The organism is Thermoactinomyces sp. CICC 10522 (assembly GCF_016055075.1).
Lineage (GTDB): Bacteria > Bacillota > Bacilli > Thermoactinomycetales > Thermoactinomycetaceae > Thermoactinomyces_A > Thermoactinomyces_A daqus.
This window is the reverse complement of the sequence record NZ_JAECVY010000002.1, coordinates 545,320-557,984: the sequence shown is the minus strand read 5'-3', so window position 1 is coordinate 557,984 and position 12,665 is coordinate 545,320. Positions and strand designations below refer to the sequence as shown.

At 48.0% G+C, this 12,665-nt stretch carries 17 protein-coding genes and 1 rRNA gene; 16 read left to right on the top strand and 2 right to left on the bottom strand.

Going from position 1 to position 12,665, the window contains the following annotated elements; genetic code table 11:
* Positions 1 to 134 precede the first annotated feature (134 nt).
* Positions 135 to 249, top strand: a 5S ribosomal RNA gene (gene rrf, locus I8U18_RS06260).
* 85 nt (positions 250 to 334) lie between these two features.
* On the opposite strand, the gene I8U18_RS06255 is transcribed toward rrf, so the two are convergent.
* Positions 335 to 892: a GNAT family N-acetyltransferase gene (locus tag I8U18_RS06255; RefSeq protein ID WP_198064588.1), complete on the bottom strand. Its 558-nt coding sequence runs from the start codon at positions 890 to 892 to the stop codon at positions 335 to 337.
* A gap of 538 nt (positions 893 to 1,430) precedes the next feature.
* Between I8U18_RS06255 and I8U18_RS06250 the strand changes: the two genes are divergently transcribed.
* The 7 genes from I8U18_RS06250 to I8U18_RS06220 all read left to right on the top strand — a co-directional run bounded on the left by I8U18_RS06250 (position 1,431) and on the right by I8U18_RS06220 (position 6,897).
* A complete protein-coding gene (locus tag I8U18_RS06250; RefSeq protein WP_198064587.1) occupies positions 1,431 to 2,090 on the top strand; it encodes a TetR/AcrR family transcriptional regulator in 660 nt (219 codons plus the stop codon).
* A gap of 343 nt (positions 2,091 to 2,433) precedes the next feature.
* On the top strand, positions 2,434 to 2,799 hold the full coding sequence (locus I8U18_RS06245; protein WP_033101304.1) for a hypothetical protein: 366 nt from the start codon (positions 2,434 to 2,436) through the stop codon (positions 2,797 to 2,799).
* A gap of 543 nt (positions 2,800 to 3,342) precedes the next feature.
* Entirely contained in the window at positions 3,343 to 4,614 is a 1,272-nt protein-coding gene (locus tag I8U18_RS06240) for a glycoside hydrolase family 18 protein (RefSeq protein ID WP_052154254.1), read from the top strand.
* 371 nt (positions 4,615 to 4,985) lie between these two features.
* On the top strand, positions 4,986 to 5,423 hold the full coding sequence (locus I8U18_RS06235; RefSeq protein WP_198055122.1) for a MaoC family dehydratase N-terminal domain-containing protein: 438 nt from the start codon (positions 4,986 to 4,988) through the stop codon (positions 5,421 to 5,423).
* 14 nt (positions 5,424 to 5,437) lie between these two features.
* A complete protein-coding gene (locus I8U18_RS06230; RefSeq protein WP_198055121.1) occupies positions 5,438 to 5,857 on the top strand; it encodes a MaoC/PaaZ C-terminal domain-containing protein in 420 nt (139 codons plus the stop codon).
* A gap of 26 nt (positions 5,858 to 5,883) precedes the next feature.
* Positions 5,884 to 6,636 (top strand): SDR family NAD(P)-dependent oxidoreductase, encoded by a 753-nt coding sequence (locus tag I8U18_RS06225; protein ID WP_198064586.1) that lies wholly within the window; start codon positions 5,884 to 5,886, stop codon positions 6,634 to 6,636.
* Positions 6,637 to 6,897, top strand: a complete 261-nt coding sequence (locus tag I8U18_RS06220) for a hypothetical protein (RefSeq protein WP_033101300.1) — start codon at positions 6,637 to 6,639, stop codon at positions 6,895 to 6,897.
* Positions 6,898 to 6,917: 20 nt separating this feature from the next.
* Here I8U18_RS06220 and I8U18_RS06215 read toward each other — a convergent pair whose 3' ends face one another.
* A complete protein-coding gene (locus I8U18_RS06215; protein ID WP_033101299.1) occupies positions 6,918 to 7,169 on the bottom strand; it encodes a spore germination protein in 252 nt (83 codons plus the stop codon).
* 275 nt (positions 7,170 to 7,444) lie between these two features.
* Here I8U18_RS06215 and I8U18_RS06210 point away from each other — a divergent pair, with 275 nt between their 5' ends.
* From I8U18_RS06210 to I8U18_RS06175, 8 genes are all read left to right on the top strand, one after another.
* Positions 7,445 to 7,684 (top strand): hypothetical protein, encoded by a 240-nt coding sequence (locus I8U18_RS06210; protein WP_198064585.1) that lies wholly within the window; start codon positions 7,445 to 7,447, stop codon positions 7,682 to 7,684.
* Positions 7,685 to 7,704: 20 nt separating this feature from the next.
* Positions 7,705 to 7,941, top strand: coding sequence for a hypothetical protein (locus tag I8U18_RS06205; protein ID WP_081943892.1), 237 nt, complete (start codon positions 7,705 to 7,707; stop codon positions 7,939 to 7,941).
* Between the two features lie 11 nt (positions 7,942 to 7,952).
* Positions 7,953 to 8,183 (top strand): hypothetical protein, encoded by a 231-nt coding sequence (locus tag I8U18_RS06200; RefSeq protein WP_198055119.1) that lies wholly within the window; start codon positions 7,953 to 7,955, stop codon positions 8,181 to 8,183.
* Between the two features lie 36 nt (positions 8,184 to 8,219).
* On the top strand, positions 8,220 to 8,675 hold the full coding sequence (locus tag I8U18_RS06195; RefSeq protein WP_198055118.1) for an Hsp20/alpha crystallin family protein: 456 nt from the start codon (positions 8,220 to 8,222) through the stop codon (positions 8,673 to 8,675).
* A gap of 296 nt (positions 8,676 to 8,971) precedes the next feature.
* On the top strand, positions 8,972 to 9,223 hold the full coding sequence (locus I8U18_RS06190) for a hypothetical protein (RefSeq protein WP_198064584.1): 252 nt from the start codon (positions 8,972 to 8,974) through the stop codon (positions 9,221 to 9,223).
* Between the two features lie 28 nt (positions 9,224 to 9,251).
* The gene (locus I8U18_RS06185; RefSeq protein ID WP_033101312.1) at positions 9,252 to 10,682 is read left to right on the top strand and encodes an L-fucose/L-arabinose isomerase family protein; all 1,431 of its coding nucleotides are present in this window, start codon (positions 9,252 to 9,254) and stop codon (positions 10,680 to 10,682) included.
* A gap of 33 nt (positions 10,683 to 10,715) precedes the next feature.
* Positions 10,716 to 12,332 carry a sodium:solute symporter family protein gene (locus I8U18_RS06180; protein WP_198055117.1) on the top strand — a complete coding sequence of 539 codons (1,617 nt, stop codon included), beginning with the start codon at positions 10,716 to 10,718 and terminating at the stop codon, positions 12,330 to 12,332.
* An 11-nt stretch (positions 12,333 to 12,343) separates the two neighbouring features.
* Positions 12,344 to 12,595, top strand: coding sequence for a hypothetical protein (locus tag I8U18_RS06175; RefSeq protein WP_052154252.1), 252 nt, complete (start codon positions 12,344 to 12,346; stop codon positions 12,593 to 12,595).
* Positions 12,596 to 12,665: the final 70 nt, after the last annotated feature.

Here is a 12,665-nt window from a genome sequence, read left to right as displayed (position 1 = left end):
CAGCAATGTGTTCAGCTGACGGATACGAATCGGTCGAGGGCTTATCCTACTACTTCTCTTCCACTTGCAACCCTTATTCCAATCTTATTTTCAGGGTGTGTTCCCCTCAGGGAACCACTTAACAAAATACATTGTCTGGTGATGATAGCGGAGGGGATCCACCCGTTCCCATCCCGAACACGGAAGTTAAGCCCTCCAGCGCCGATGGTACTTGGGGTTCACCCCTGGGAGAGTAGGTCGTTGCCAGGCAAACCAAAAACCACCTCATTTTGAGGTGGTTTTTTGCTGTGAAAGATTGTGTCCGGACGGGACGCAGAGCCATGACTTTCATCTTTTAAAATATGATGCGAATATCATGTGTGGATCTCCTCCAAATCATATGGTCATGCCCCAGGCCCCAATAATCTTTCAGCAAATAATCAGGCTCACCCAATTTCTTTCGCCATATTTTCTGTGCATTGGGATATCCGCTGTCCAGACAAAATTCATTGATTCCCTTGTTAATCAGGGTGAGAATCATTACATTGAAGAGCAAAGTTCCAATTCCCTGTCTTTGATAATCCGGATGAACAAACACAGTTCCGATCTCCGGCAATTCTCTCAATGTTCCACCTGTGCAAAGGTTGATCAGCTCTCTCGGGGGACCGTATTCAATGGTGCCGATAATTTTCTGACTCTTTTGATCGAGGACAATCAAAAAATAACGAGCTTTTCCATTGCTGTCAAAATCACATTTCAAAGAGTGCTTCTTGTCTTCAATTTCCTTGTTCAGATCATCAACAAACTTCGACAGTCCTTCTTTGGCAAATGTGTCCTCAATCACGGTGCGGAAAAATTGATTCAATTCTTCGTTGTCTTCAATTCGCGGTCTTCTGATTTCCACATGACCCATTCAGTGTTTGTCCCCTTATCCTCTGATATTTCCTCATTTTTCTGATCCTTTGAAAATCCCTCTGGTAGAAAAGTTTATTTTACGACCGATGGATTGTAAAGATCGGATCCGCGGCTCCAGATAAAATGGCGGAAATCCAAAGGAAATAGTCGCCGATTTACGGTTGATCATCATCTTGCCGGGATGCAAATAGGGCGGGGAAACGGGGTGTGTCGCTTTCAATTACTAAGTTTTTCTGTGGATCACGTCAAATCGCGGGATTGAATTGATCCGCGAAGGGGCAGGCCGGAGGAAGGGGTCAAGCCGCGGGCAGCCGGGACAAGCAAAACACACGATCCCGGAAATACTGTGACTGGTTTGGGTTGTCCCATCAGCCATTTATCAATCCATTGGCTTGTGCGATCTGCTCAATATCCCGTTGCCCTTGATGAGCCGACTTTGCACAGGTATGATCTATTCAGGGTACAAGAATTTGGGACGAACCAACCCGCCGGCCGACAGTAAAGAAGCAGCTGTAAACGAATCGGAGGAATAGGAAATGAACGGGCAATTAGAAAACATATTAAAAGAAGCTCAATCGATTATGGACGGGGACAATCTTACCGGGAAACAAAAAGATATCATCGGCGCCGCTCTGGAGTTGTTTGCCGAAAAAGGATACGACGGAACCACGACCCAAGCCATCGCGCAAAAGGCAAAGGTGTCGGAAAAAACGCTCTTTAAATATTTTGGCAGCAAACAGGAACTGTTCAGGCAAACGGTTTACCCTGCCATGCTAAAAGCATTGCAACCGATTCTGATGGAACGCACGGACAATATCTTGAACAACGGAAAGGACTACCATGATATTTTTTATGCCATCTTTAAGGACAGGGTCCAATTTTCCATCGAAAATACGGATGTCGTCAAGTTGGTTTTGCAGGAACTTCTGTTGAGTACGGAATTTCGCGAAGTGATTTCAAAGTTTGTGAAACAAAATGTGTTTCCGCGGATTTCGCAACTCAGCGAAAAGATCGGTGATGTAAGTTTGCCTGCTCCCGTTTTCGGCAGGATCGTGTTCAGTCTCCTCTCCGGATATGTCATAATGAGAACCATTCTGGCTCCGGAGCAGGAATGGGATGATGAAAAAGAGATACAACTTACCCTGGACGTTTTATTTCATGGCCTCGATCATCAGGCAGAACAGCGCCGTGGATGAGATTTGGCGATGGGGGATTGTGGCCGAAAAAATAAAAGAAGACTTGAGTTTTCCAGCAGGCAGCTCAAGTCTTTTTTATGGACCAATTTCCCCGTTTTCTCTCGCGGATGGACCCTTCGTGCAACAAACGGGATTGGCGGAAAACTTGACAAACTCATCAACCAAATCTCTGTTTTTTTGGGTCTCTTGATGTTTCATGGAATATCCCATATTTTATGAAGTTTTTTAATTTGAATATTGATTTTAAGCTGGATAATATTTGCAATAAAGGTAAACCAACCGGTCGGTTTATATATACTGGCTAGTTGGTATTGAATCCAAAATGAAATTCGGGAGTGATTGTATGAAAAAAAGTACGTTCCTTTCTGCTTGCCTCGCTTTGCTATTCGTATTTTCTTTCCACATTAACGCCTTTGCTGCAGACGCATCACGAGTGGATTTGAGACCTAGAGAAGACGTGAAAAGTACACGTGTGGTTGAGGTGTTACCCGGTGAAAAGTTGGGCGTGTATGTAAAGAACACGGACAATGTTGATGGAAATGATATGAGCTTTTATGTAGAAGGAACAAACATTGAGGGGGACTTAACTTACGGCAACCAAACATATAATCATCGATTTAATGTACGACCGGGAAAATACAGATTATTTTTAGTATGTGATGATCATTCGAATTGTCAAGGGTATGGAATTTTAAGCAGTAGAAGATAAAAGATCAAAACGCTGATTACAAAGCAATTGTCTGACAATCCCCGGTGGTAAAAAGCGGGTAAGGGTTGTCAAACTTTTTTTGTTTTGAAGAGTACGGCAACCGTTCACGGAATGATTTTCCGCATCTGAATTTATTCCGGACAGGCATCTGGCGGGATTGTCTCCGATTGTCCAAGGAATGGAACATGATTTGAGAAACCGTATAGGTAACGCAAATCATTTTGTGTTTATGCTGGAAACGCAGGGACGACATTTTTCCTGAGCGTTGATCATGGCCAATTTGGTATAAACCTCAAGTGATACGGCATGGAATTTGACAAACATATTCTAAATAATAAAATTAATTATCTTTTATCAAAAAATTCACTTTAATTTAACAATAATATTCATTATAATACAAATAGATTGATACAACCATATGTCTATACCAATTTTTTGAATAAAGAGGTGATTGAGGAAAACGGAAGGGAAAGTGAAGCAGTAAGTGTTTGAGTTTTTTGAATCGGGTGAACGGAATATGACATAAGGACAGGAGTGAAATGGATGAAAAGCAAAAAAAATAAGGCCAGGTTTGGGAAGAGATTAGCCGTTGCTTTGATCATGCTGCTTCTGATCGGCATCTTGCCCGCCGGTGCCTTTGCCGGCAGTGCTCCAACTGCAAAAAGCCAGGCCGCAACCAGCGCAGCTTCCGGCAAAAACGTCGTCGCTTATTATCCGAGCTGGGCCACCTATGACCGTAACTTTCAAGTGATGGATATTGATGCCTCCAAAATCACCTATCTCAACTACGCATTTGCCAATGTTGTAAATGGGGAAGTGACTGTTGGTGATACTTATGCCGATACGGACAAGTTTTTCCCGGGGGATTGTTGGGACGCGGGCTGCAAACGGGGGAACTTTAACCAGTTGACGAAGCTGAAACAAAAATATCCCAATCTTAAAACAATTATCTCCGTGGGTGGATGGACATGGTCCGGCGGTTTTTCCGATGCGGCCCTGACCGATGCTTCCCGCACCAAATTTGCCGACAGTGCGGTTCGTTTTATACGCACATGGGGCTTCGACGGAGTGGATATCGACTGGGAGTACCCTGTCAGCGGAGGGTTGCAAAATGGCAGACCCGAAGATAAACAAAACTTTACTCTTTTAATTCAAAAATTGCGGGAAAAACTGGACGCTGCGGGGCAGCAGGACGGCAAACACTACCTGCTTACGATTGCTGCCGGTGCCAGCCCGAGCTACCTGCAAAATACCGAAATGGGCAAAGTAGCCTCTTACCTCGATTATGTGAACATCATGACTTACGATTTTCACGGGGGATGGGAACAGAGAAGCAATCATAATGCGCCGCTGTATGCCGATCCTGCTGATCCCTTCCCGGATAAATCGACCTTTAATGTCAGTGCTGCTGTTGACGGCTTTATAAGAGCCGGTGTGCCCGCTTCCAAAATCGTTCTCGGCCTTCCATTCTACGGGCGCGGATGGACAGGCTGCAACTCTGCCGGCAACGGACAATACCAGACATGTACGGGAACACCGCAAGGAACATGGGAATCGGGCATATTCGACTTTTCTGACTTGGAAGCCAATTATATCAACAAAAACGGGTATACCCGCTACTGGAACGATGTTGCAAAAGTACCTTATCTCTTTAATCCTTCCAACGGGACCTTCATCTCTTACGATGATGCCGAATCGATCGGGTATAAAACCAGCTATCTGAAGTCAAAGGGACTTGCTGGTGCCATGATCTGGGACTTGAGTTCGGATCGCAACAAAACGTTGTTAACGAAAGTTTATAACGACTTACAATAATCGTTTGATCTTTGATGTGAACCGGGGCGGTTTGGCCGACTGCCCCGGGTTTTATTTGCCTTGCGGGATGGATGATCGGATTGATCTCAATGTGTTTGCCATTTGGCCTGATCAATTCGCCCGTTTTCACAAAGAATCTCTCCAAAAACCGGCCGGACCATGGCAGGAGACTGATTCATATCGTTTTTTATGAAGATTAGTTATAATATAAATAAGATTCTGTTTTAACATAAAATTAGCCGGATAAATGGAGTGAGGGTTTAATCGGAAGGAAGTCGGAAATGGCGTAACGGTTTGCCGGAGAAGCGGCCATGATGATTGATGATCGACGCGAATCAAGGCGATGAGCCCTTGCAGGAGGGGATTCGGGTATGAGTCTGCAAATGTTTCTTCCGTTTGTTGGTGCTGAATCATCCCCGGTGAAAAATGAGGTGGAGAAAGGGGCGATTCGCAAGTTTGCCGAGGCCATCGGGGACCCAAATCCGATTTACCAGGATGAGGAGTATGCGAAAACGACGCGCTTTGGCCGAATTATCGCACCGCCGACGTTCAGCCGTACGTTTGACTATGGAGAGATTCCCGGTCTCAAGTTCAAGCAGGAAGGGCTGATACACGGAGAGCAGCAATTTGAATATTTCCGGCCGGTATTTGCCGGAGATGTCCTTTATTGCTCCACCAAACTGGCAGATGCCTATGAAAAAGAAGGAAAGCTGGGGCGCATGATCTTTCTGGTTTATGAGCAAAAAGCGGTGAATGAATCGGGCGAGACGGTACTGATTGCCCGATCCAATGTGATTTACCGGGGATAGGAGGGGGATGCTTTGTGGCTGGCAGACTGTTTCAACCAGGGGATCCGATCGGCCCGCTTGTCAAACCGCCCGTCACGAAAACCCAGCTGGTGATGTATTCTGGCGCTTCCGGCGATTTCAATCCGATTCACACGGTTGAGGAGTATGCGAAGGAAGCGGGGCTGGGCGGGGTGATTGCCCATGGGATGTTGACGATGGCGTTCGTCGGCCAGATGCTTACCGATACGATCGGCCTGGAAGGGCATTTGCGCACTTTCGGCGTCCGCTTTACCGGAATGGTGCGACCCGGCGATGTGATCACCTGTGCAGGGAAGGTTACCGAAACCCGGAATGACGGGGGACAACAGGTGGTTACCTGTGAAATCTGGGCTTCAACGCAAAAAGGGGATAAAGTGGTTACCGGCAAGGCAGAGTTTGCATTACCGATCAATTAACCAAGTTTGAAAGGGGTCGGAAAACAATGAGGTTAAAGGATCGCGTGGCGATTGTGACAGGTTCCGGCAGAGGAATCGGGGCTGCTACGGTGCAGAGGTTGGCAGAAGAAGGTGCGAAAGTGACCGTGACGGATGTGAATGCGGAATCGTGTGAGGCAACGGCGGCGAAAATTCGTGAGGCGGGCGGCGAAGCGATTGCCATCCCCTGCGATATCACGCAGCGTGAATCGGTGGAAGAGATGGTGAAAAAAACGGTGGACACGTTTGGCCGTCTCGATATTCTGGTAAACAACGCGGGCGTGATCCGCGATAATCTGGTTCATAAAATGACGGACGAGGACTGGGACACTGTCATGAACGTCCATCTGAAAGGAACGTTTTACGCTTCGCAAGCCGCCCAGCGTTTCATGGTTCCGCAGCGCTATGGGAAAATTGTAAATTTCAGTTCCACATCGGCGCTCGGCAATCGGGGGCAGTTGAATTACTCGGCAGCCAAAGCCGGGATTCAAGGTTTTACCAAAACCCTCGCCATCGAGCTTGGAAAATTCAACATTAATGTGAATGCTGTTGCCCCCGGGTTCATCGAAACGGATATGACCAGAGCGACGGCGGAACGGATCGGGATTACTTTTGAACAACTGAAGCAAGCGGCGGCAGAAAACTCGTTGCTCGGACGCACGGGCAAACCGGTAGATGTGGCCAATGCGGTGCTGTTTTTGGTTTCCGATGAATCCAGCTTCATCACCGGTCAGGTTTTGTATGTGAGCGGCGGAATTTGAATGTGTGGAATTGTGCCGGCAGTCATCCCTTTTGCAGGCAACGGAAAAACCCCCGCTTTTTTCTCCGGCGGGGGTACGCAAGAAGAGCAATCCCAACAGGGCGATATTGCTCGTCCAGGGCGACAAAAGCCAGAAAAAGTTGCCGCGGCGGCTCTTTCTCCGCTCATCAAATTCTTCTTTGATCACGGAGTTTCACAGATAATTCCACTGGATTTGTCTCAAAAGAGCTTAAATCCCGATATGTATCGATTTCATTCCTGATGAAGTCCGTTTTTGCTCCGCTATTTCAAATTCGGTACTGTGACCACGTGATCACCGCCCCATTCGGGGGTGTCCATTTGATCCGGATCATAGGTCACTTGCTTTTTGATGGGCATATAAACCGTGCCGTCGGCAATCGTGGAAGGTCCGGAGTTGGTTTTGCTGTTGTTTCGGTTGGCGATCCCGCTCTGTCCGATCGCAAACGTACTGGCGGTTGTCATGGAAATAACTTTGATCGCCCCGATATTGATGTTGATGGTGATGGGATTCATCTGGCCAACCTCCCTTCCCGGTCATCCAAACCGTTAACCTTGCCGTTTTTTTATTCTATGTAGGCAAGAGGGAAATGTTCCTGCACACTTGCCCGGTGGGCGGTATACAATAACCTGAGACCGGAAAAGGGCGATGCGAAAGCAACTCTTCTGCAGACAATGTGAATCGTCAGACTTTGTTAGGATAGCGAAGGAGAGAGTTTTGAAAGCGAGAAGCCATTATAAATGAGTGGTTTTCATCTGCAATTACAGAAAAAAGATTGGAGTGGAGCATGATGGTTTTGCGAATCAAGGTCGGTGGATTCTCAGTGGAGCGATGCGCGCAAAATGCTGCAATGGCAAACGGCAGCAATGCAATTACCCAGCGTTCCTTGCAAAAACAAAACCTGTCAACGCTTTTGATCGGTTCCGGCCGGTTAAGGACAGCACGAGAGATGGTGGGGGTCGTTGATCCCGATTTTGAAGATATCAGCGGGTGGAGCGGGGACAACTATCAGATGAAAGATCCATCCTGAATCGAAAGGATCGTTTGGTCATGCCGAATTTTTTCAGTTTTGGTTTTCTGAGCAGCAATAATATCGCATCCAGCGGCTCCATCGGTGTCGGGCAAAACATTATCCAAAATCGGAACGCGATGAAGAACAACAGTGCTGCCCGCAGCGTGGGCATCGGTTTCAACAATGTTCCGGTAATCATTTACCAAAATCTCGATATGGACAATATCGATCAGCTTGCCACCGACTTCCAAAACCTCGGTGGGGGGCAATTGTAGGGAGGGATTTCATGTCTGCCTCCATTCATTTCGGTTTTTTTTTATCCAATGCCGTATCGACATCGGGTTCCATCAATCTGGGGGTCAACGTGGTCCAGAATCGCAATTCCAGCAAGCAGAATATTGGGAATCTCCAGACCTTTGAAGGGAACAGCTGGATGGCAACAAAAAAACTGATCAATTTTGATTCCGATATCGTGGATAACTATAGCGTTGATGCGAATAACTATGCCGGAGCCTGACTTTAGCTTTTATCAGGATGAAGGGAGAGAAACGGGATGAGAGAAGATAAAAATATTTGGGGATTTCATTGGGAAGAGATGAACCGGATGTTTCAGGAGGCTTCAGGCGGAACTGGCCGTTCCCTTTTTCCCGTGGATTTCAACTGGATGGAAGAGATCATCAAGACTTCGCTCGACAAAGCCTTTTCAGAAAATCATGACCTGCAAAAATCGTATTCGATCCCGAAACAATATCATATTTCAGAGCAAAATGACAAGATGGTCGTACAAGTGCCGACACCGGAAAATACCGATGTGAAGGATATTCGCCTCTTTTTGGACGTGAATCGGTTGATGATCACCGGGATCAACGAAGACAAAGAATTGATTACGCTGCCGGTGAGAGGCGACTGCGAGGGGAGTGAGGCACATTATAAAAATGGAATGTTGGAGATTTACATTCCTAAAGATAAAAGAAACAACTTTACGGAAATCATGATTCAGCACGCTTAATCTATGGCTTGTCATAAAAAATGAATCCTTCCCCTTTTGATGTGTTGAAGGAAGAATCAAGTCTTTTTTTTTGCTCGAAGACAGCCTGTTGGGGCGGGTTTGTATATGTAATTTGATCTGAATACTACTATTTTTTTATAAATTCATATTGTCAAATAATAATCGTTGTGTTAGTATTCAAATAAGTTGGTCGTACAAGATGATTATCGGACTAACTTGTACGTACAAATTGATGGCGTTCGTTATCCCTCGTTTTGTCGGAAGAAACGGGCCAAATTCGTACAGCATTTGTTGAAATGGCGGAATGGGGGGAGAATGGAGAACGTGGAAAACGACAGCAGCTAAGAAAATCAGGGAGTCACTGGTACGGCCGGTTGTATGGACATTTGCAGGTTGTTTCACCCGATGAGATGAAGGAGCGCAGGTATGTTCACAATCAATTGCCGGATGGCGGGCCGGGAGCGGGGATTTTCATTGACCGGCCGGCGGTTCTGCCGTGCAAGGTGGATCAGGCAATGGATCCGGAGTTGACTCGTCATGCAAGATAAAACAGAACATGCAGAGGAGGAAGGAGATATGGGAGTGAAGAACGGTCGGGAGCGGAAGGTGACATTGGGGGTGATCGTCGGCAACCGTGGTTTTTTTCCGGGACATCTTTGCGAAGAGGGCAGGAAAAAGATCATCCAGGTGTTGCAAGAGGAAGGCTTCAAAGCGGTGATTCTTTCCCCGGAAGAGACGAGATACGGGGCGGTGGGAACGCTGGAAGATGCAAGGAAATGCGCCAACCTCTTCCGGCGGCACCGGGAGGAGATCGACGGCATTCTGGTCACTCTCCCCAATTTCGGGGATGAAAAGTCGATTGCCAACACCCTGCGACTGGCTGAATTAAATGTGCCTGTTCTTGTACACGCTTTTGCCGATGATCCTTCAAAGATGAGGGTTCAGGACCGGAGAGACAGTTTTTGCGGGAAGATCTCAGTCTGTAATAACCTCGCTCAATACCGGATTCCCTACACGCTGACGACACGGCATACGGTTGATCCGGACAGTTTGGAATTCCGCAGGGATCTGCATAAGTTTGCCGGCATCTGCCGGGTGGTGAAAGGTCTCAAACGGCTGCGGATCGGCGCCATCGGGGCAAGGCCTGCTGATTTCAACACCGTCCGTTACAGTGAGAAACTGCTTGAGGCAAACGGGATCAGTGTGGAAACAATCGATTTGTCCGAAATTTTGGGAAGGGCCAACCGTTTGTCGGATGAAGACTCTGCGGTCAAACAGAAATTGGAGGAGATTCGCACTTATATCGACACCAAAGGGATTCCGGAAGAGAGTATGCTGCGCATGTCCAAATTGGGCGTGGTGATTGACCGCTGGATGACAGACTGCGATCTGTCGGCGACGGCGATTCAGTGCTGGACTTCGATGGAGGAATATTTCGGTGTTGTTCCCTGTACGATCATGAGCATTATGAGCAATAATCTCCTGCCCAGCGCCTGCGAGGTGGATGTTCCGGGATTGGTCGGGATGTACGCTCTTCAGGAAGCAGCCAACCGGCCGAGTGCAATTGTTGACTGGAATAACAACTATGGCGATGATCCGGATAAAGCCGTGATCTTCCATTGCAGCAACCTGCCCAAAGATGTATTTGCTGAAGCATCGATGGACTATCAGGAGATTATCGCGGGAACTGTGGGCAAGGAAAATACTTACGGTACTGTAGTTGGACGGGTTAAGCCGGGAGCTTTCACCTATGCACGGGTTTCAACCAATGACCTCAGCGGAAAGCTGGAAGCTTATGTGGGTGAGGGAGAACTGACAAACGATCCCCTCTTGACCTTCGGCGGGTATGGAGTGGTCCGGATTCCCAACCTGCAGGGGTTGTTACGGTACATCTGCGAACGGGGCTTTGAGCACCATGTGGCCGTCAATTTGAGCCAGACGGCAGAAGCGTTGGAAGAGGCTATGGGCAAGTATTTGGGTTGGAGCGTCTATCATCACAGAGGGTAATTTTCTTTTGAGAAGGGGACAGGGGGAACCGATATGAAGCACGCTTTGCTCAATGCCAGTCTCATAGATTACTTCATTGTTGCCATCTACTTCGTTTTTGTTCTCGGGATTGGGTTTTTACTGAAAAATCGCATGAAGACGGGAGATGATTTCTTCCTGTCCGGCCGATCGATTCCAACGTGGATTACCAGCCTCGCTTTTCTCTCGGCCAACCTCGGGGCGATTGAAGTGCTGGGGATGGCGGCCAACGGTGCCGAGTATGGCATGCTGACTTCCCACTTCTATTGGATCGGTGCGATTCCGGCCATGTTGTTTCTCGGCCTGTACATGATGCCTTTTTACTATGCTTCCCGGGTACGGTCAGTGCCGGAATATCTGAAAATCCGTTACAATGAGGCGACCCGGGCTGTCAATGCGATTACGTTTGCCGTTATGACAGTCTTGCTGTCAGGGGTCAGCCTCTACTCAATGGCGCTGATTCTTCAGGTTCTGGTTGGCTGGTCGATCAATACCAGCATTTTGATTTCCGCGGTCGTGGTGTTGATTTACGTCGGGTTGGGCGGATTGACTTCCTCCATCTTTACGGAAGTGATCCAGTTCTTCCTCATCTGGCTTGGTCTTTTGCTGATCCCGATTCTGGGCATGCACGAACTGGGAGGATGGGCCGGGATGGCGCATCGCCTTCCTGAAGGCTTTACCCACCTGTGGTCCAATCTGGGGAGCAACGGGGAAAATGCGATGGGCATCAACTGGCTTGGTGTGGTGCTGGGACTGGGATTTGTCATTTCCTTCGGCTACTGGACAACCGATTTTCTCGTGGTGCAACGGGCATTCGCCGCCAAAAACATGCGTTCTGCACAAAATACGCCGATTTATGCCGCTTTCTTCAAAATGCTTGTCCCTTTTCTGGTCATCATCCCCGGTTTAATAGCCGCCGTCATCTTTCCCGATATCGGCAAGCCGGACGGGCCAAGCTACAATCTGGCTTTGCCTCTCCTGATTGAACGGTATTACCCCCCGGGTATTCTGGGGCTCGGTTTGACCGCGATGCTGGCCAGTTTCATGAGCGGCATGGCGGGAAATGTAACCGCATTCACCACAGTCTGGACATATGACATTTATCAGGCTTACATCAATAAACGGGCCAGTGACCAACATTATGTCAAAATGGGTCGGTGGACCGTTATTGTCGGTGTCCTGATCAGCATCGGCGCTGCTTATGTAGCTGCTGATTTTCCCAGTGTGATGGATTATATGCAGACATTGTTCTCGTTCTTCAATGCGCCCTTGTTCGCCACCTTCCTGCTCGGAATGTTTTGGAGAAGAGCGACGCCCTGGGGAGGATTTTGGGGATTGGTTTCAGGTATTGCCACAGCATTGATCCTGTACGTGGCTCTTCCCGACAACTTTTATTCCAGTCCGCAGGCGGGCAATTTCTGGCGTGCCTGGTGGGCATGGCTGGTTGCCTTCCTGATCACCGTCCTGGTCAGTTTCTTCACCAAACAGAAGCCGGCGGAAGAGCTGAAAGGAGTCGTATACAGCCGCGGGGCGTACCCGACCTATGACGATCTTGCCTGGTACAAGCGTCCCGGTTATATCGCCTTAATCCTCTGTCTCTTCTTTATCGGCTTTAATATCTGGTTCTGGTAGGAGGGCTTCCGATGAAAGATTCAAGTCTGTTTTATGACCTTCGGTTTCTGATTGGCCTTCTCTTCGTGATTTACGGGGTGATTCTCGGGGTTTACGGATTTCTCTACAATCCGCAGAAAGCGGTGCTCCACGGTTGGAACATCAACCTCTGGTGGGGAATTGTGATTTTCCTCTTCGGTTTGGTTTTCTTGGCGGCTTCGCTTCGAAAGAGAGTGGGTTTGGCGAAAATGAAGGAAACGTCAGTTTCGGAAAGAACCCATTGAGGCGTTGGAAAAGCGTAAGCGATAGCGATGGAGGGTCAACGGTTCGGAAACGGCTGTAAGCCTGAAGGTC